Source organism: Xanthomonas euroxanthea (genome assembly GCF_903989455.1).
Classification (GTDB): Bacteria; Pseudomonadota; Gammaproteobacteria; order Xanthomonadales; family Xanthomonadaceae; genus Xanthomonas; species Xanthomonas euroxanthea.
This window is the reverse complement of sequence record NZ_LR861803.1, coordinates 3,009,928-3,027,864: the sequence shown is the minus strand read 5'-3', so window position 1 is coordinate 3,027,864 and position 17,937 is coordinate 3,009,928. Positions and strand designations below refer to the sequence as shown.

Annotated in this window: 18 protein-coding genes and 1 tRNA gene; 11 read left to right on the top strand and 8 right to left on the bottom strand. The window is 68.3% G+C overall.

Translation table 11 applies throughout. The annotated features are described in order from the left end of the window. Positions 1 to 36: 36 nt before the first annotated feature. Both H7A86_RS12645 and H7A86_RS12640 read right to left on the bottom strand, forming a co-directional pair. The gene (locus H7A86_RS12645) at positions 37 to 513 is read right to left on the bottom strand and encodes an LEA/WHy family protein (protein ID WP_104647964.1); all 477 of its coding nucleotides are present in this window, start codon (positions 511 to 513) and stop codon (positions 37 to 39) included. Positions 514 to 638: 125 nt separating this feature from the next. Beyond that, positions 639 to 1,175 (bottom strand): lipocalin family protein, encoded by a 537-nt coding sequence (locus H7A86_RS12640; protein ID WP_119131356.1) that lies wholly within the window; start codon positions 1,173 to 1,175, stop codon positions 639 to 641. Positions 1,176 to 1,354: 179 nt separating this feature from the next. Here H7A86_RS12640 and H7A86_RS12635 point away from each other — a divergent pair. From H7A86_RS12635 to H7A86_RS12625, 3 genes are all read left to right on the top strand, one after another. Continuing rightward, positions 1,355 to 1,430: transfer RNA gene (locus H7A86_RS12635), tRNA-Phe, on the top strand. Positions 1,431 to 1,751: 321 nt separating this feature from the next. Continuing rightward, on the top strand, positions 1,752 to 2,009 hold the full coding sequence (locus tag H7A86_RS12630) for a hypothetical protein (protein WP_104582079.1): 258 nt from the start codon (positions 1,752 to 1,754) through the stop codon (positions 2,007 to 2,009). 205 nt (positions 2,010 to 2,214) lie between these two features. Further along, positions 2,215 to 2,817, top strand: a complete 603-nt coding sequence (locus H7A86_RS12625; RefSeq protein WP_119131357.1) for a hypothetical protein — start codon at positions 2,215 to 2,217, stop codon at positions 2,815 to 2,817. 13 nt (positions 2,818 to 2,830) lie between these two features. On the opposite strand, the gene H7A86_RS12620 is transcribed toward H7A86_RS12625, so the two are convergent. Further along, complete coding sequence (locus tag H7A86_RS12620) at positions 2,831 to 3,505, bottom strand: class I SAM-dependent methyltransferase (protein WP_119131358.1); 675 nt, start codon at positions 3,503 to 3,505, stop codon at positions 2,831 to 2,833. Positions 3,506 to 4,013: 508 nt separating this feature from the next. Between H7A86_RS12620 and H7A86_RS12615 the strand changes: the two genes are divergently transcribed. Beyond that, a complete protein-coding gene (locus tag H7A86_RS12615; RefSeq protein WP_104648251.1) occupies positions 4,014 to 5,636 on the top strand; it encodes a hybrid sensor histidine kinase/response regulator in 1,623 nt (540 codons plus the stop codon). A gap of 264 nt (positions 5,637 to 5,900) precedes the next feature. Here the strand turns inward: H7A86_RS12615 and H7A86_RS12610 are convergent, their stop codons facing one another. The 5 genes from H7A86_RS12610 to H7A86_RS12590 all read right to left on the bottom strand — a co-directional run bounded on the left by H7A86_RS12610 (position 5,901) and on the right by H7A86_RS12590 (position 10,196). Then, positions 5,901 to 6,179, bottom strand: coding sequence for an oxidative damage protection protein (locus tag H7A86_RS12610; RefSeq protein ID WP_119131360.1), 279 nt, complete (start codon positions 6,177 to 6,179; stop codon positions 5,901 to 5,903). 22 nt (positions 6,180 to 6,201) lie between these two features. Beyond that, on the bottom strand, positions 6,202 to 7,275 hold the full coding sequence (mutY, locus tag H7A86_RS12605) for an A/G-specific adenine glycosylase (protein WP_119131361.1): 1,074 nt from the start codon (positions 7,273 to 7,275) through the stop codon (positions 6,202 to 6,204). Between the two features lie 82 nt (positions 7,276 to 7,357). Next, the gene (locus H7A86_RS12600) at positions 7,358 to 7,549 is read right to left on the bottom strand and encodes a hypothetical protein (RefSeq protein WP_232099094.1); all 192 of its coding nucleotides are present in this window, start codon (positions 7,547 to 7,549) and stop codon (positions 7,358 to 7,360) included. A gap of 72 nt (positions 7,550 to 7,621) precedes the next feature. Then, positions 7,622 to 9,274 carry a signal recognition particle-docking protein FtsY gene (ftsY, locus tag H7A86_RS12595; RefSeq protein WP_180707875.1) on the bottom strand — a complete coding sequence of 551 codons (1,653 nt, stop codon included), beginning with the start codon at positions 9,272 to 9,274 and terminating at the stop codon, positions 7,622 to 7,624. Positions 9,275 to 9,479: 205 nt separating this feature from the next. Further along, positions 9,480 to 10,196 carry an AraC family transcriptional regulator gene (locus tag H7A86_RS12590; protein ID WP_119131528.1) on the bottom strand — a complete coding sequence of 239 codons (717 nt, stop codon included), beginning with the start codon at positions 10,194 to 10,196 and terminating at the stop codon, positions 9,480 to 9,482. Between the two features lie 160 nt (positions 10,197 to 10,356). Here H7A86_RS12590 and H7A86_RS12585 point away from each other — a divergent pair, with 160 nt between their 5' ends. The 7 genes from H7A86_RS12585 to H7A86_RS12555 all read left to right on the top strand — a co-directional run bounded on the left by H7A86_RS12585 (position 10,357) and on the right by H7A86_RS12555 (position 17,937). Then, positions 10,357 to 11,295 carry a proline racemase family protein gene (locus tag H7A86_RS12585; protein ID WP_119131364.1) on the top strand — a complete coding sequence of 313 codons (939 nt, stop codon included), beginning with the start codon at positions 10,357 to 10,359 and terminating at the stop codon, positions 11,293 to 11,295. Next, positions 11,295 to 12,485 (top strand): NAD(P)/FAD-dependent oxidoreductase, encoded by a 1,191-nt coding sequence (locus H7A86_RS12580; RefSeq protein WP_119131365.1) that lies wholly within the window; start codon positions 11,295 to 11,297, stop codon positions 12,483 to 12,485. Before H7A86_RS12585 ends, H7A86_RS12580 begins: the two co-directional genes overlap by 1 nt. Beyond that, positions 12,482 to 12,727 (top strand): 2Fe-2S iron-sulfur cluster-binding protein, encoded by a 246-nt coding sequence (locus H7A86_RS12575; protein WP_119131366.1) that lies wholly within the window; start codon positions 12,482 to 12,484, stop codon positions 12,725 to 12,727. The genes H7A86_RS12580 and H7A86_RS12575 overlap by 4 nt, the downstream gene beginning before the upstream one ends. Further along, positions 12,720 to 14,033, top strand: coding sequence for an NAD(P)/FAD-dependent oxidoreductase (locus tag H7A86_RS12570; protein ID WP_119131367.1), 1,314 nt, complete (start codon positions 12,720 to 12,722; stop codon positions 14,031 to 14,033). Before H7A86_RS12575 ends, H7A86_RS12570 begins: the two co-directional genes overlap by 8 nt. After that, on the top strand, positions 14,030 to 14,938 hold the full coding sequence (locus H7A86_RS12565; RefSeq protein WP_104582093.1) for a dihydrodipicolinate synthase family protein: 909 nt from the start codon (positions 14,030 to 14,032) through the stop codon (positions 14,936 to 14,938). Before H7A86_RS12570 ends, H7A86_RS12565 begins: the two co-directional genes overlap by 4 nt. Before the next feature lie 186 nt (positions 14,939 to 15,124). Continuing rightward, entirely contained in the window at positions 15,125 to 16,741 is a 1,617-nt protein-coding gene (locus H7A86_RS12560; RefSeq protein WP_119131368.1) for an aldehyde dehydrogenase family protein, read from the top strand. After that, positions 16,738 to 17,937, top strand: a complete 1,200-nt coding sequence (locus H7A86_RS12555) for a M24 family metallopeptidase (protein WP_119131369.1) — start codon at positions 16,738 to 16,740, stop codon at positions 17,935 to 17,937. Before H7A86_RS12560 ends, H7A86_RS12555 begins: the two co-directional genes overlap by 4 nt.

Genomic DNA, 17,937 nt, shown 5'->3' with positions numbered 1-17,937 from the left:
CGGGATCCTTCAAACGAGTGCGGGAAGGCGTGCGCGTCAGCGCAGCACGCCGTTGAGGCCGGGCGCGGGGCTGAGCGTGTTGCGCGACTCGACGCTGAAATCGCGCTGCTTCTTGTCCTGAGGCGTCGCCCATACCGTGCCCTTGAGCGCGTAAGGCAGCGAGCGGCCACCGGCCAGCACGTCGGCGACGGTGATGCGGCCCAGCGAGGTTGGCTGCACGTTGACGGTCACCACGTCGGCGGTTTCCGGGCCGATCGAGATGCCGACGGTCTGGTCGAGCTTGCCGGCGACCTGATCGCCGGCGGAAATCTCCAGCGCCACGCGCTCGAACTGCATCGGGATGCTGCTGTAGTTCTGCAGCCGCAGATCGACCGACCAGGAGCCATCGGCACGCACGGTCAATTGCTGGATGCTGGCAGCCGGCTCGGACACGCGGCGTACCGCACCGCCGCAGGCGCTCAGCAGCAGGCCGCAGGCCAGCGAGACGATCAGGAGACGGGAGGCGCGACGCATGTACTGAAGTCCTTGGCGGGATGAGGCGGCGCCAAGAATACTACGCAGTACGGTTGCTGCCTTGCTGCCTGCGCGCGTGCAATGCGGCGTGTGATGCGCGGCGCGCGGTGGGCCGGCCACCGGAGTCAGGGCAGTGGCGCAGCCACGATCAGCGGCGACAGGTCGTAGCCCATCTGCGCGGCCCGGGCCTTGAGTTGTTCGAACTGCGCGCGCGGCATCTGCGGCGAGCGCGACAGGATCCAGAGATAGTTGCGATCCGGCTCGCCGACCATGGCCCATTGATAGTCCGGGTCGAGGGCGATCACCCAGTAGTCGGCCCACACCAGCGGCAACCAGCTCAACCATTCCGGGGCAAAGCGCACCTGCAGCTGCCCGGGCTGGCCAGCGACCGGGCGCGCCACCCCGTCGGCCTGGGCCAGCTCGCCATCGGCGGTGCGGCAGCCGTTGCGCACGCCGATCAGGCCATCGTCGCGCAAGGTGTAGCTGGCGGTGATGTCGCTGCGGCACTTGTTCTGGAACGACACCGGAAGATGCGCGATCTCGTGCCACTGGCCCGCGTAGCGGGAGATGTCCAGTTGCGGCACTGCGCGTACCGGCGGTTGGGCGGCGGCCGCCAGCGGCAGCAGCGAGGCGAACGACAACAGCAGGCGGGGCAGGCGCATGACAATCTCCTCCGGACCTGCGCAGGCTAGGCCATGCCGCCCGCCGCGCGGCGTGAACCGGTGCAGGAAAGCACAGGTGTCGCGCCGGCCCGCAACAAAGTTCATCGCAAGGCTTGCCCAAACTGCGCCTGCTCGCTATGATGCGCGTCCTCGCAACGCAGGCAGCATGTTGCGATAGTGGCCGAGTAGCTCAGTTGGTAGAGCAGGGGATTGAAAATCCCCGTGTCGGCGGTTCGATTCCGTCCTCGGCCACCATTTCCAAGCCTTCGATCGCGAGGCTTCCCGGCAATCGCCGGATGTGCAATCTCCTCCCGTTTTTATTGATGCCACGTTGCAGCGATTGCTGCAGGTGGATGTGCTGCGTCTGCCGGCAGACCTGTCGCATGCGGCTGGACGAATTGCCGTGTCGCTCTGCGCTGTCACGCCAGCGTCCGGGCGCTGCCGGTTGCGTCCCCAAGGAGGCCCGGCAGCGTGCGCCGGGGGAGTAAAGGGACGGACTGCACTTGCTCGCGCCCGGCCGGGTCGCGGCGGTTTTTTCCACGTCGTCTTCAACTGCACGTGGCGATACTTCCGCGCATGACGCACAAAACACTTCGACGCACGTTGATTCACGGGTACTGCGGTGAGTTCCGCGTGGAAACGATGGAAAGTCAGGCCCCTGGACAGACGCAGTGGTCGTCGACGGCGTTCGTGTATCACCGCGACCGCGCCTCGCCGATCGCCACGATCGAAGGTGCGGGGCAGGGCGAATACCGCGGTGATGCGCGCGAGCAGGCGCTGCGTGTGGGCTCCTGCCTGGCCGAGTTTCTGGACCCGAAGGAATATCGCCGCTGACGTCTGACGTCTGACGTCTGACGTCTGGCGCCGGCAGCGCGGCAGACACGCTCGCATCATCGAACCGGCGGCCACGCGATTGAGTTCCGGTGTGATGAAGTGGACTGCAATCGCCCATGCAGACGCGATCTCAGGCAGTGCACCACCGGCCGGCCGAGCTGGATCGCCGCGTATGCTGGCGTCCCATGCACATGAAGGAACGGCAATGACAACGCGATACTGGTGGTTGGCCCTGACACTGGCAGCCGTTGCGCCGTGCGGCGCAGCGACGCTGCCTGCTGCTGCGTCCAGGCTGCTGCCGTCCGGGCAAACGGTCATCGGCCTTGCCGAGGCGGATCTGAGCGGAGATGGGCGGCCGGATTATGTGGTGGCCCTGCGCGCCGCCACAGAAGATGCACGCAAGGCAGACGGCGCCCCGGCGCCGGCGCGGACCCTGCTGGTCGTGATGGCGACCGCCGATGGCGGCTTTGCGATCGCCGGGCGCAATACGCGGGTGATCTTCAAGGCCGACGAAGGCGGGCAGTGCGATCCGTTTCTGGATGGCGAAGGCGGCCTGGTGGCCAAGGGCGCCTACTTCACCGTGCAAAACGGCGTGGCCTGCGGCCAGCACTGGACCGACTACATCACGTTCCGCTACGACCGTGCGCGTGGCGGGGTGTTCTTCCACAAGCGTGTGCTGGAAGGCTGGGAGATGAACTCAGACGACTCGCCCGATGCCGACGCGCTGCGCATGAGCGAGCACAAGGAGATCAAGGCCGATCCGCGCAAGCCGATCGCCCTGTCTGCCTATAACCCTGCAGTCGAGTGAAGCGGCAGGCCGCTTAGCCGCCTGCCGGCCACCAGTTGTCCATGTTGCGCCGGTAGACGAACAGGCGCGGCGCCTTGGCCACCTGGGCGGCGGCTTGGCGCTCGCCGGCGACCAGCGAAAACCCGATGTCCGCCAGCATGCGCGAGAGCGCGTTGGCATTGCCGCGGCCCGGGTCGCTGATGACGATCTCGCACGAGGGCTTGGCCAACGCGGGGATCAGGGTGGCCAGCATGGTGGCGTGGCGGCTCTCGTAGAGCACGTCGCTGGCGATGATCATGTCGAACTGGCCCATGTTCAGCGCGCCGGCGTCCCAGTCGAGCCGGCGATACGGCACCGAGTCCAGCGAGTTGAGCGCAGCGTTGTACGCCAGAAACACCTCGGCCAGCGGATGATGGTCGCTGGCGACCACGTCGGCGCCGCGCCTGCGCAACACCAGGCTGGCCAGCCCCAGGCCGCAACCGAGTTCGAGAATGCGCTTGCCGTCGATCGGGCGCGTGGCCATCGCTTCGGCCAGCAGTCGACCCGCAGGCCAGACCTGTCCGAACAGGCTCCATTGCGCCGAAGAGATGCCTGCATCGGACGCACTCTCGTCCGGATCGGCGTATTGCTGCTTATCGGCAAGTGAGCGGATGACGTAGGTCAGTTGCCCGAAGGTCAATTCGTGAATCTGGGTCTGGTAGCCCGGCATGGTGGCATCGCATGGTCGCCAGAACCTGCGCTGGCTGAAAGGACGCGCGCAACGGCGCCAGAACGGCCGAATGAAGCGCAGGAGCTGCTTGCTGCCCGCGCATGCTACGGCAAAACCGCCGATGCGCCTGCCTGCCACGGACGGCCCGTCGCGGCACCATTAACCTGCTTTCAGCAAGCGACGGCGCAAGGCAATGGCTCACAGCTGCACGCGTGCCTGCACGCCGGTGCCTGCGGCGGTGGGCGCCATCGTGTTTCGCTGGTTGACCGGGCCGTGCACGGACCATGGCTGGATGTGCCGGCGATGCGGGCACGGGGCTGCTGGTGGCCGGTGCGGCGGGCATCGACGTGGTGTCAACGCAGGTGCCGCATCAGCACGTGCTGCGTCAGGCAGGTTGGGTTGCATCGGCGAGCGCGGCCGTACGGGAAAGGCTCATGGATGTGAGGGATCAGCTCACCGGCCCCAACTAGACTATCGCCACGGGAATGGCCCCGCGGAGAACATGCACTTGAACGATCCTGGGTACGGAGAGCCACGGGCGCCTCACATCGGCGAATCACGCAGTCTTCCGGTCGAGAAACATCGCTCGGATATCTTCTTTGCGGCGGTGGAGACGACGCGGATGCCGATGACGGTGACCGACCCGCATCTGCCGGACAATCCGATCGTGTTCGCCAACCGCGCATTCCTGGAAATGACCGGGTATTCGGCAGAAGAGATCATCGGCAACAACTGCCGCTTCCTGCAGGGGCCGGAGACCGACCGCTCCAGCATCGACGATGTCCGCGAATCGATCGAAAACCGGCGCGAATTCGCCACCGAAGTGCTGAATTACCGCAAGGACGGTTCGTCGTTCTGGAATGCGCTGTTCGTCTCGCCAGTGTTCGACGAGAGCGGCCGTCTGGTGTATTTCTTCGGCTCGCAGCTGGATGTGAGCCGTCGCCGCGATGCCGAGGACGCCTTGCGCCAGGCGCAGAAGATGGAAGCGCTGGGGCAGCTGACCGGCGGCATTGCGCACGATTTCAACAATCTGTTGCAGGTGATGGCCGGCCACCTGGAAGTGATCCAGATGATGGCCAACAAGGGCGGCGACAACGCGCAGCGCATCGCCTTCAGTGCCGAGCACGCGGCTGCGGCAGCCGCCAAGGCGGCCACGCTCACGCAGCAACTGCTGGCGTTTTCGCGCAAGCAGAAGTTGCGCGGGCGGGTGGTGAACCTCAACGGTCTGGTGTCGGGCATGAACAACATGGCCGAGCGCGTGCTGGGCGGCGGCATCACCATGCAGCAGTCGCTGGACGAGCGGCTGTGGAATTGCCAGATCGATACCACGCAGGCCGAAGTGGCGTTGTTGAACGTGTTGATCAACGCGCGCGATGCGATGGCGCAGGTCGAGCGCAAGCAGGTCACGGTGCAGACGCAGAATGTGGAAATCACCAGCCACGATCTGGCGATGTATCACCAGCTGGCACCGGGCCGTTATGTGAGCCTTGCGGTGAGCGATACCGGTTCGGGCATGCCGCCGGATGTCGCCAGCCGGGTCATGGAGCCGTTCTTCACCACCAAGGACGAAGGGCAGGGCACAGGCCTGGGCCTGTCGATGGTGTACGGCTTCGTCAAGCAATCCGGCGGCACCGTGCGCATTTCCAGCGAAGTGGGCGAGGGCACCACGGTGCGGCTGTACTTTCCCGCCTCCAGCGAGTTCGAGAACGAGCTGCAGGCGGCCAAGGGCCGCGCGATCGACAAGGGCGGCAGCGAGACCATCCTGATCGTGGAAGACAAGCCGGATGTGGCGGTGGTCGCGCAGATGTTCCTGGAAGATGCCGGTTACCGCATCCTGACCGCATCCAGCGGCCGCGAGGCGGTCGAGGTGCTGGAACAGCATCCGGAGGTGGACGCAGTGTTTACCGATCTGATCATGCCCGGCGGCATGAATGGCGTGGTGCTGGCACGCGAGGCGCGGCGCATGCTGCCCAGGGTCAAGGTCCTGCTGACCACCGGCTATGCCGATGCCAGCATCGAGCGCACCGACGTCGGCGGTGCGGAATTTGACGTCGTCAACAAGCCGTACACGCAGAAGGAACTGCTCAAGCGGATCCGCATGCTGCTGGATGGACCCACCGGCGTCGGCTGAGCTGCGCGCATCCGGGCATCGCGGTGCCCGGATATCGGTTGCAGCTGGTCGGCGATCGTGCAGTGTCGCTGCGCTACCGGGGATGCGCTGCGCCAGGCGTCTCCCGCTCAGGAACGGTCAACCAGTTGTAGCGAGCAATCCTCCTGCTTGCGTAAACGGCGCAGGATCCGCAAGGCACACGCGATGCACGCCGATGCGATTCACCGGCCGGCCCTGCCCGGCACGAGCGCAGTCGTCGGTGGGCGGCGGCGAATCCTGGTGCGCTTACTCTTCGCGCATCGGCGCGACATAGCCGTCGGGCTTGTCGGCATTGCGCTCGAACAGGAACTTCTGCAACTCGGTCTCGAGAAACGCGCGGTGCTTGGGGTCGCGCGGCGAGAGCCGGTTCTCGTTGATCAGCATGGTCTGATGCGCCAGCCACGCCTGCCATGCGCTCTTGCCGATCTGCGCGAACACGCGCTGGCCGAGCTCGCCAGGATAAGGCACAAAGTCCAGGCCTTCGGTGTCGCATTGCTGGTACTGGCAGAACACGGTGCGGGACATGCGGATTCCTTTGAGTGCGCGCCTAGAGGGCGTCGAGCAGTTTGCGGATCGGCGCCGGCAAGCCCAGCGATGCGAGATCGGCGCGGGCGACCCAGCGCAGATCGTCATTGTCGCGTACCACCGGGCGCAGCGCGACCTTGCGGATGCGCAAGGGCTGCAGATGCAGGCGGTAGTGGCTGAAGGTGTGCACGATCAGCGGCATTTCGTCGGCGCGGTCGTAGTTGCCGTCGATATGTGCCGCGAACCATGCGCGCATGCCGCCATCGGTCTCGGCCTGCGGCAGCGTCCACAGCGAGGCCCAGATGCCGGTTGGCGGGCGGCGCTGCAGCAGGATCTGCCTGTCCGCGTTTTCCAGCAGCAAGGCAGTGGCTTCGCGCTCGGGCAACGCCTTGCCGGGCTTGGGCGTGGGCAGTGCGTCCACCAGGCCATCGCGGCGCGCGGCGCAAGCGTCCTGCAGCGGGCACAGCACGCAGGCCGGTCTGGCGCGCGTACATAGCGTGGCGCCGAAATCCATCTGCGCCTGCGTGTAGTCGGCCAGGCGGCCAGCCGGCACGTGCGCCACATGCGTCGTCGCCAGTTGCCATAACTGTTTTTCGATCACCGGCAGGCCGGGATAGCCGGCGATGCCGTGGAAGCGCGTCAGCACGCGCTTGACGTTGCCGTCCATGATCGCGAAGCGGTCGTTCCAGGCCTGGCTGAGGATCGCGCCCGCAGTGCTGCGGCCGATGCCGGGCAAGGCGAGCAAGGCATCGACATCGCGTGGCAGTTCGCCATCGTGCAGGGCCAGGCATTGTTTGGCGGCCGCGTGCAGATTGCGTGCGCGTGCGTAGTAGCCCAGCCCGGCCCAATGCGCCATCACGCTGTCGTTGTCGGCTGCGGCCAGATCGGCCAGGGTCGGAAAGCGGGCGACGAACTTCTGGAAATACGGAATGACCACCGCGACCTGGGTTTGCTGCAGCATGATTTCCGACAGCCACACCCGGTACGGCGCACGTGGATGCTGCCAGGGCAGGTCGTGGCGGCCGTGGCCGTCGAACCAGTGCAGCAGGCGGTCGACGAAAGCGTCAGCGGTGGCAGTGGCGTGGTCGGCTGGCATGGGCTCTGCTGGCGATGGAGGGCAAGGGCTTCAGGGCGGGGCCGGACCGGCGGCGGGTGTGGGTGTGGCGCGACGGTGCCGCTCAGCGAAGCGGAAAGGCCAGTCCGACCAGGCGCTGTTCGCAGAAAACGCCTTCATCGCCAGGGCCGTGCGGCGCGGCCGGTGCATGGTAGTAGACCGCCGCGGGAGTGGCGCGGGCCTGCTTGCGCAGCGCCGCCGGCAGGGGTTGGGCAAACTCCAGTGCACGTTTGGCACGCGACCAGTCGCCCGACACCTGCCACACCGTGCAGCCTGCCTGCAGCGCCTGGCTGCATAGCGGCTGCAGATGTGGGCAGGCGCGTTCCACTCAGCTGCCCAAGGCTTCCGGCAACAGGGCGTCGACGAAGGCGACCGGGTCGAACACACGCAGGTCTTCCGGGCGTTCGCCGATGCCGGCGAAGCGGATCGGGATATTGAACTCGCGGGCCAGGGCGAACACCACGCCGCCCTTGGCGGTGCCATCGAGCTTGGTCACGACCAGGCCGGTGACGCCGACCGCGGCATGGAACTGGCGCAGCTGCGAAATGGCGTTCTGCCCGGTGGTGCCGTCGATGACCATCAGCACTTCGTGCGGCGCGGCGGCATCGATCTTGCCGAGCACGCGGCGGATCTTGCCCAGCTCGTTCATCAGCCCGGTCTGGGTGTGCAGGCGGCCGGCGGTGTCGGCGATCAAGACCTCGGTGCCGCGCGCCTTGGCGGCCTGCAGGGCGTCGAACGCCACCGAGGCGGCGTCGGCGTTTTGCCCCTGCGCGATCACGGCCACGCCGTTGCGATCGCCCCAGGCCTGCAGCTGCGCCACCGCCGCGGCGCGGAAGGTGTCGCCGGCGGCCAGCATCAGGCTGTTGCCGTCGTCCTTGAAGCGCTTGGCCAGCTTGCCGATGGTGGTGGTCTTGCCGACGCCGTTGACGCCGACGGTGAGCACCACGAAGGGCTTGGCCGAGCGGTCGATGACCAGCGGTTTGGAGACCGGCTGCAGCAGCGCGATGAGATCGGCGCGCAAGGCCTTGAACATCGCCTGCGCATCGGCGAACTCGCGCGACTTCATGCGCTTGCGCAGCCCTTCGACCAGGGCGGTGGTCGCGCCGATGCCAACGTCGGCGGTGATCAGCGCGGTTTCGATCTCGTCGAGCAGGTCGTCGTCGAGCTTGGGGTTGCGCGAGAACAGACCGCCGAAGCTGCGCGCGAAGCTGCTGTTGCGTAGGCGGTCGCGCCAGCCAGGCTTGCCGGCCGGGGCGGCCGGTAGCGCATCGCGCTGGCCGACGATGCTGTCGTTGTCGGAACTGGCCGGCACTGGGGCGCTGATCACGGCCGGGGCGACGACGCCGGGCGCGGCGGTGGGCAACGGGGCGACGGCCGGTTGCACTGTGGGCGCAGCTGTTGCCGCGGCAGGCGTCACGACAGCGGGTGTCACGACGGTAGGCGTGGCAGCAGGCGTTACGGTCGACGGTACGACTGCGGGCGCGGCGCCTTGTGCAGGCGTCGGCGCCGGCGTGCCTGCCGGCTGCGCGGGTGCGCTGTGCGGCTGCACGACTACCGGAGGCGGTACCACTACCGTGGGAGCGTGCGGCGCGGCAGACGAAACCGGATCGGGCAGTGCCTGCAAGGCCTCAGGTGCCGGCGTGGCAGGCGGCGTGGGTGCGTTGGGGACTGCGGCAACACTCTGCGCCTGGCCAGTGCGCGTGGCGATGTCCTGGGCAAGCTGGTCGGCCGGTGCCGCGGCAGGCGGCGTTGCGGCGGGCGTCGGCGTTACCGAATCGCCGCGCGCCGGTGCGGCAGGCGCGGGTGATGCTGGTGTGGCCGATGTGCCAGGTTCGGCAGTCGGCATTGCCTCGACCGGCGATGCCGGGGTGGCGGCAGACGGCGCGGTGGGAAATGCGGCTGCCAGTTCTTCCAGGCTATAGCGCGAGGTACGCGCGCTGTCGGGCGTGGTGGGCTTGTTACGGCGGAAAAAGCTGGCCATTGGCAACGCGGTAGGGGAAACCCGAAATTCTACCATCCGGGCCCAGGGTCGCCTTGACGCGACCTTCAGCGCGAGCCTGCCTGCGCCGCCTCCTGCACGCCGCGACAGCGGTGCAACAACCCGCGCAAACCGCATCGCCGCGGCATTGCCAATGCTGCCGAATTCGGCATTTGTGCCAATGGTGTGTCAGCGTGTGTTTGCGTGCCTACAACTGACCCTTGAGCGCACGGTAATCGCGCGGGGTCATGCCGACGGTTGCCTTGAACTGACGCGCAAATGCGCTCTGGTCGGCAAAGCCGCAGCGTTGCCCAATGCTGGCGATGCTGTCGTCACCGTACAGCAGCCGCATCGCCGATTCGATCCGCAGCTTGGTCAGCAGTTGCTGCGGGGTCACCTGGAACACGCGGCGGAAGTGCCGTTCCAGCTGCGCCACCGACAGGCCGGCCAGGTCGGCCAGGCTCTGCACGCGCAGGTTGTCGCCGAAGTTGGCCTGCATGTGATCCATCACCTGGCTCAGGCGCTCGTACGCCGAGTGTCGGCTGTCGGGCTGGCCCAGATCGCGCGAAATGCCGACCACGCCAATCACTTCATTGGCCTCGCACAGCGGGCGTTTGAAGGTCAGGCACCAGCCGGGCAGGCGGTTGGGATACAGATGCACCTCCAGCTGGTTGTCGATGAGCTCGCCACACAGCACGCGGCGGTCCTGCATCATGTAGCTGCCGCCCAGCGGCAGCGGGAACACTTCCAGCGGCGAGCGGCCGATGATGTCGCTGCGCAATTTGCGTCCGAGCCGGCGCACCAGCGTCAGGTTGCAATGGGTGTAGCGGCCCTCGCTGTCCTTGATGAAGAACACCACGTCCGGCAGCGCATCGAACAGCGTCTGCATTTCCAGCGCGGGAAGGTTGAGGTCCATCGGCGTCATGGTGGCGGTCACGATTGACGGCTGCACGAAAGGCGCGGCCCTGTATTGATCCTAGCGCAAACGCGGGGCTGTGAACCGGGTTGTCGATTGTGCGGATTTCCGCATTTGCAACTCGCATTGGACGCTAGTCGTCCGCCAGCCGGCAGTGGGAGCATGAGCCATGCACACGATCGACGTCATCGACTCCCATACGGCCGGCGAACCTACCCGCGTGGTCCTCTCCGGCTTCCCCGATCTGGGTGATGGCGATCTGGCGCAATGCCGCGAGCGGTTTGGCCGCGATTTCGACCCGTGGCGCAGCGCGATCGCCTGCGAACCGCGCGGCTCGGACACCATGGTCGGCGCCTTGCTGCTGCCGGCCCGCGACCCCAGCGCCTGCACCGGGGTGATCTTCTTCAACAACGTTGGCTACCTGGGCATGTGCGGGCACGGCACCATCGGCGTGGTGCGCACGTTGGCCGAGCTGGGGCGCATCGCGCCGGGCCAGCACCGCATCGAGACGCCGGTCGGCACGGTCGGCGTGGAACTGGCCGAAGACGGTACGGTGTCGGTCGACAATGTCGACAGTTATCGCGTCGCGACCGACGTGGACGTGGACGTGCCCGGTTACGGGCCGGTGCGTGGCGATGTGGCCTGGGGCGGCAACTGGTTCTTCATCACCGGGCAGGCGCCGTGTGCGCTGGACCTGGCGCATCAGCGCGAGCTGACCGCCTATACCGAGGCGATCCGGCTGGCGCTGGAAGCGGCCGGCATCACCGGCGAGGCCGGTGGCGAGATCGACCATATCGAAATCAACGGCAGCGCACCCGACGGCAGCGGCGTGGCGCGCAACTTCGTGCTGTGCCCGGGGCTGGCCTACGACCGTTCGCCGTGCGGCACCGGCACCAGCGCCAAGCTGGCCTGCCTGGCCGCCGACGGCAAGCTGGCCGAAGGCGAGCGCTGGGTGCAGCAGGGCATTCTGGGCAGCGCCTTCGAAGGCAGCTATCGCCTCAGCGGGCGCGGCATTGCGCCACGCATCAGCGGGCACGCCTACATCACCGCACGCGCGCAGCTGCTGATCGACCCGGCCGACCCGTTCGCCTGGGGCATCGTGGCCTGATGGATGCCGTGCGGCCCGCATCGGAGGGAGTTGGCAGCGCGCCGGCCGCCGATGCGGCGCCGTCGGCAGCGTCCACGCGACGCAGCTACGACCTGATCGTGGTGGGCGCGGGCATCGTCGGCGCGGCCTGCGCCGAGGCGGCCGCGTGCGAAGGGCTGCGCGTGGCGATCGTCGAGCCCGGGCCGATCGGTGGCGGTTCCACCGCGGCGGCGATGGGGCACCTGGTGGCGATGGACGACGACCCGGCCGAGCTGGCGTTGTCGGCGTATTCGCTGCGGCTGTGGGAGCGCTTTGCACAACTGAGCGAGGCCGAATTCAGCCGCTGCGGCACGCTGTGGGTGGCCCGCGATGCGCGCGAACTGGCGGCGGTGCCGGCCAAGATCGCGCGGCTGGCGGCGGCCGGCCTGCATGCCGACGCGATCGATGCCAGCCAGCTGTATGCACTGGAGCCGCAACTGGTGGCGGGCCTGGCCGGCGGCATGCTGGTGCCGGGTGAGGCCGTGGTGTATCCGCCGCGGGTGGCGCGGCATCTGGTGAGCCTTGCCTGCAAGGCGGGCGCGCAGCTGTTTGCCGGCCGCAAGGTGGAGCAGTTGCAGGCGCAGGGCGTGCGTCTGGACGATGGCCAGCTGTTGGCCGGCCCGGTGCTGGTGGCCAGCGGGGTGGCCTTGCCGCAGTTGCTGCCGGAGCTGGCACTGCGCCCGCGCAAGGGCCATCTGGTCATCACCGACCGGCACCCAGGCTTGATCCGGCATCAGCTACTGGAACTGGGCTATGCCGATTCGGCGCATGGCGCCGACGCCACCAGCGTGGCCTTCAATGTGCAGCCGCGGCCGACCGGGCAGATATTGATCGGCTCCTCGCGCCAGTTCGGCGAGCACGACCGCGCGCTGTCGCTGCCGGTACTGCAGCAGATGCTACAGCGTGCATTCGCCTATCTGCCGGTGCTGCGCGAGTTGCAGGCGATCCGGGTGTGGACCGGGCTGCGCCCGGCCACGCCGGACGGGCGCCCGTATCTCGGGGCGGTGCCCGGCCGGCGCGATGTGTGGGTGGCCGCCGGTCACGAGGGGCTGGGCGTCACCACGGCGCTGGGGAGCGCCCGGGTGATCGTGGACAGCCTGCTCGGGCGCACCCCGGCCATCGACCCCAGCCCGTACGCTCCGGCGCGCGCCGTGCATGGTGCCGCCGCATGAGCGCGACGGTGCGCCTGCACGTGGATGCGCAAGCGGTCGAGGTGCCGGCCGGCGCCAGCGTGGCCGCTGCGGTGGCGCAGGCGACGCTGCAGTTCCGGCAGTCGCGCAGCGGCCAGCCGCGCGCGCCGTTGTGCGGCATGGGCGTGTGTTTCGAATGCAGGGTGCGCATCGACGGCATCGCTCAGCAACGCGCCTGCCTGGTGGATGCGCGCGACGGCATGCAGGTACGCACCGATGGCTGAGCGCGTGCAGCATTTCGATGTGCTGGTGATCGGCGCCGGCCCGGCCGGCCTGGCGGCGGCGCAGGCAGCGGCCAGTCATGGCGTGCGGGTGGGCGTGGTCGACCTGCAGCCGCGTGCCGGCGGGCAGGTGTGGCGCAACGATGTGCGGCACGGCGCGCCGGCCGATGCGCGCGCGCTGTTGCGGCAGGTGCAGGACGCTGCGTCGATCACGCTGCTGACGCAAACGCAGATCCTGCTGGCGCAGCCGGGCTGGCTGCTGGCCGATGGCCCGAACGGTTCCCTGCAGCTGCATTACGCCGCCCTGGTGCTTGCCACCGGTGCGCGCGAATTGCTGCTGCCGTTTCCGGGCTGGACCCTGCCCGGTGTCACCGGCGCCGGTGCGGCGCAGGCGCTGGCCAAACAGGGCTGGCCGTTGGCCGGCAAGCGCGTGGTGGTCGCCGGCAGCGGCCCGCTGCTGCTGGCCAGTGCGGCCACCGTGCAACGGCATGGCGCGCAGGTGCTCGGCATCCACGAACAGACCTCTCAAGCTGCGTTGCGGCAGTTCGCATTACAGCTGTGGCGCTGGCCGGGCAAGGCCGCGCAGGCGGTGGCGCTGCGCCTGCAATTGCGCTCGGTGGCGTATCGCGCCGGCAGCTTTGTCGTTGCCGCACATGGCGACACGCAACTGCGCGAAATCGAGATCGAAGGGCCAGCCGGTCGCACGCGGCTTGCCTGCGACCAGTTGGCGGTGGGCTATGGCCTGGTGCCGAACACCGAACTTGCACAGTTGCTCGGTTGCCGGCTGGACGCGTACGGCGCGCATCAACAGGTGCATGTGGACGCACTGCTGCGCACCAGCGTGCGGCAGGTCTTTGCAGCGGGCGAGGCCTGCGGCATCGGTGGACGCGATTGCGCGCTGATCGAAGGTGCGATGGCCGGGCATATGGCTGCCGACGCGCCGGACGCGGCGCTGCGCCTGCAGCCGCGGCGACGTGCCGCGCGTGCGTTCGCCGAGGTGCTGCAACAGCAGTTCGCGCTTGATCCACGCATCCGCGCGCTGGCACAGCCCGACACGCTGGTGTGCCGCTGCGAAGACGTGCCGCTGGGCGCGCTGGACAACTTCAACGATGCACGCGATGCCAAGCTCGCTTCGCGCTGCGGCATGGGCGCCTGCCAGGGCCGCATCTGCGGCACCGCGCTGGCCGAACTGGGGCGCTGCCCGCCCGCGCTTTCCACCGACGCCGGCCGCCGGCCGCCGTTGTTCCCGGTCCGCCTCGCGGCGCTGGCCGACCCGTTCACTTCCGACTCGCAAGGGAATCATCCATGAGTATTGCTGCGTTCTGGCACGGCGTGTTGCCGGCCATCACCACCCCGTTCACCGCCTCCGGCGAGATCGACCACGCCTTCCTGGGCAAGCACGCCAATCAACTGGTGGACGCCGGCTGCACCGCGATCGTGCCGCTGGGTTCGCTGGGCGAAGCGGCCACCTTGAGCGTGGAGGACAAGATCGCCGTGCTCAAGACACTGATCAGCGCATTGAACGGCCGCGTGCCGGTGGTGCCGGGCATCGCCAGCCTGGCCACCGGTGAGGCGGTGGCGCTGGCCAAGGCGGCCAAGGAGCTCGGTTGCGGCGGGCTGATGGTGTTGCCGCCCTACGTCTACTCCACCGACTGGCGCGAGATGGGCGCGCATGTGCGCGCGGTGATCGCCGCCACCGACCTGCCGGTGATCCTGTACAACAACCCGGTGGCCTACAAGACCGATTTCGGCCCGGCGCAGATCGCCGAGCTGGCCGCCGAATTCCCCAACCTGCAGGCAGTGAAGGAATCCTCGGGCGATGTGCGCCGCTTCGCCGCGCTGCAGGAGCTGCTGGGCGATCGTCTGGCGCTGCTGGTGGGCATGGACGATGCCATCGTCGAAGGCCTGAGCATGGGCGCCAAGGGCTGGATTGCCGGGCTGGTCAACGCCTACCCGAAGGAATCGGTGCGCCTGTTCGAACTCGCGCGCGATGGCGGCTACCCGGCGGCCAAGGAACTCTACGACTGGTTCCTGCCGCTGCTGCGCCTGGATACCGTGCCCAAGTTCGTGCAGTTGATCAAACTGGTGCAGGAAAAGGTGGGCCTGGGCAGCGAGCGCGTGCGCGCGCCGCGGCTGGTGGTCGACGGTGCCGAGCGCGAGGCCGCGCTCAAGGTCATCGACCACGCCATCGCCACTGCGCCCACACTGTCCTGACGATGAGGTCTCGCCGTACGTCCATGGATACGCGACGCGCACGGAGTCATGCGCGCACGGGGTGGCCGGTGTAGCGAGACGCGGGTCGCCGAGGGTGTCGCATCAACATGGCATCCTCGGCGTTTTTTGGTCGGCCGCTGCCGCATGGCGTGCAGCGTCCGTCCTCATGCAACCGAAGGTGCCGCAATGAACGAGACGCTCCAATCCACCACCATCCAGGAGGCCGAGGTATTGCTGGCCGGCCGGTGGCAACCTAGCCGCGCCGCGACCGGCAGCTTCCGTGCCGCCGACCCGAGCACGGGCGAGGCGATCGGGCCGCAGTTTCCGGTCAGCGGTGCGGAGGATGTCGAAACCGCGATTGCGGCAGCGCAAGCGGTTGCAGCAGAGCTTGCGGCGGCGCCGGTCGAAAGGATCGCCGCATTTCTGGACGCCTACGCCGACGCGCTGGATGCCGATGCCGACACCCTGGTGGCGCTGGCCCATGCAGAAACCGCATTGCCGGCGCCCACGCGCTTGCGCGGCAACGAACTGCCGCGCACCAGCGGGCAGTTGCGTCAGGCCGCGCAGGCGGTGCGCAGCTACAGCTGGACCCAGCCCATCATCGACACCGCTGCCGACCTGCGTTCGCATCTGGCGCCGTTGGGCAAGCCGGTGGTGGTGTTTGGCCCGAACAATTTCCCGTTCGCCTTCAATGCGATTGCCGGCAGCGATTTCGCCTCGGCCATTGCCGCGCGCAACCCGGTGATCGCCAAGGCGCATCCGCTGCATCCGGCCACCAGCCAGCGCATGGCACAACTCGCGCACACAGCCTTGCTCGCGGCGGGCCTGCCGGCTGCGGCGGTGCAGTTGCTGTATCACGTCGACAACGCGACCGGCCTGCGACTGGCCGGCGATGCGCGGCTGGGGGCGATCGGCTTCACCGGTAGCCGTGCCGGCGGGCTGGCGCTGAAGGCCGCCGCCGATGCGGCCGGCGTGCCGTTCTATGCCGAGCTGTCCAGCGTCAACCCGGTGTTCCTGCTGCCGGGCGCTCTGGCCGAACGCGGTGCCGCGCTGGCGCAGGAATTCTTCTCCTCGTGCACGCTGGGCAGCGGCCAGTTCTGCACCAATCCCGGGGTGGTGGTGGTGCCGCAGGGCAAATCCGGGGATGCCTTCGTGGCCGCGACCACGGCGCATTTCGAGGCCGCCCTGCCGATGGTGCTGTTCTCCAACTCCGGGGTGGAAGGCGTGCAACGCGGTGTGGCGGCCCTGCGCGCTGCCGGTGCCGCGCTGTTGGCCGGTGGACATACTGGCGAAGACGGCTATCGCTACGCGCCGACTTTGCTGAGCGTGGATGGCCAGGCGTTCCTCGCCAATCCGCATGCACTGCAGACCGAGGCCTTCGGCCCGGTGAGCCTGCTGGTGCGTGCGCGCGACCTCGCGCAGATGACGCAGCTTGCCGCGGCATTCGAAGGTAACCTCACCGGCACCTTGTATCGTGCAGCCGATGGCAGCGACGATGCGGCCTGGCAGGCCATCGCACCGGTGCTGCGGGCGCGGGTGGGGCGGTTGATCAACAGCAAGATGCCGACCGGCGTGGCGGTGAGTGCGGCGCAGAATCACGGCGGGCCATTCCCCAGCACCGGGCATCCGGGCTTCACCGCGGTGGGCATGCCCGGTTCCATCCGCCGCTTCGCCGCCTTGCACAGCTACGACGCGGTGCCGGACGCGTTGCTGCCGGCCGAACTGCGCCAGCGCAACCCGGGCGGGGTGGCGCGTCTGGTCGATGGGCAGTGGAGCACCGCCGATCTTGGAGCGGGCACATGAGCGGCCAGATCGGCGGGCTGTCGCTGGAGCAGGCGCGCGCGCAATTGACGCCGTGGACGCAGCGCGCCGCGCCGATCGCCGCGCAGGAATACGCACAGCGCATCGAACGCGCGCGCCGCCTGATGACTGCGCACGGCGTGGATGCGCTGTTGATCGGCGCCGGTACTTCGCTGCGCTATTTCACCGGCGTGCCGTGGGGCGCGAGTGAGCGCCTGGTCGCGCTGCTGCTCACGCTGGACGGCGACCCGGTGCTGATCTGCCCCGCGTTCGAGGAAGGCTCGCTGGATGCGGTGTTGAAGATTCCGGTCGCCAAGTATCTGTGGGAGGAACACGAGGACCCGTACGCGCTGGTGGTGCAGGCGATGGATGACCACCATGCGCATGCACTGGCGCTGGATCCGGGCATCGCCTTTGCCGTGCACACCGGCCTGCGCGCGCACCTGGGCACGGCCATCCGCGATGCCGGGGCCATCATCGATGGCTGCCGGATGTGCAAGTCGCCGGCCGAGCTGGCACTGATGCAGCAGGCCTGCGACATGACCCTGCTGGTGCAGCGGCTGGCCGCCGGTATCGCGCAGGAAGGCATCGGCACCGACCAGCTGGTGCGCTTCATCGACGAGGCGCACCGCGCGCTGGGCGCGGACAACGGCTCGACCTTCTGCATCGTGCAGTTCGGCCATGCCACCGCATTCCCGCACGGCATTCCCGGCGTGCAGCACCTGCGCGTCGGCGAGCTGGTGCTGATCGACACCGGCTGCACCGTGCAGGGCTACCACTCCGACATCACCCGCACCTGGATCTACGGCACGCCCAGTGACGCGCAACGGCGCATCTGGGACCTGGAACAGGCAGCGCAGGCGGCGGCATTTGCAGCGATCCGCCCGGCTGTTGCGTGCGAAGCAGTGGACCAGGCGGCGCGCAGCGTGCTGGAGGCGGCAGGGCTGGGCCCGGACTACCGCTTGCCCGGCCTGCCGCATCGCACCGGTCACGGCTGCGGGCTGGCGATCCACGAAGCGCCGTACCTGGTGCGCGGCAATGCGCAGCCGCTGCAGCCGGGCATGTGCGCCAGCAATGAGCCGATGATCGTGGTGCCCGGTGAGTTCGGCGTGCGCCTGGAAGACCATTTTCATGTCACCGATGCCGGCGCGCAGTGGTTTACGCCGCCGTCGCCGGCGATCGACCACCCCTTTGCATGA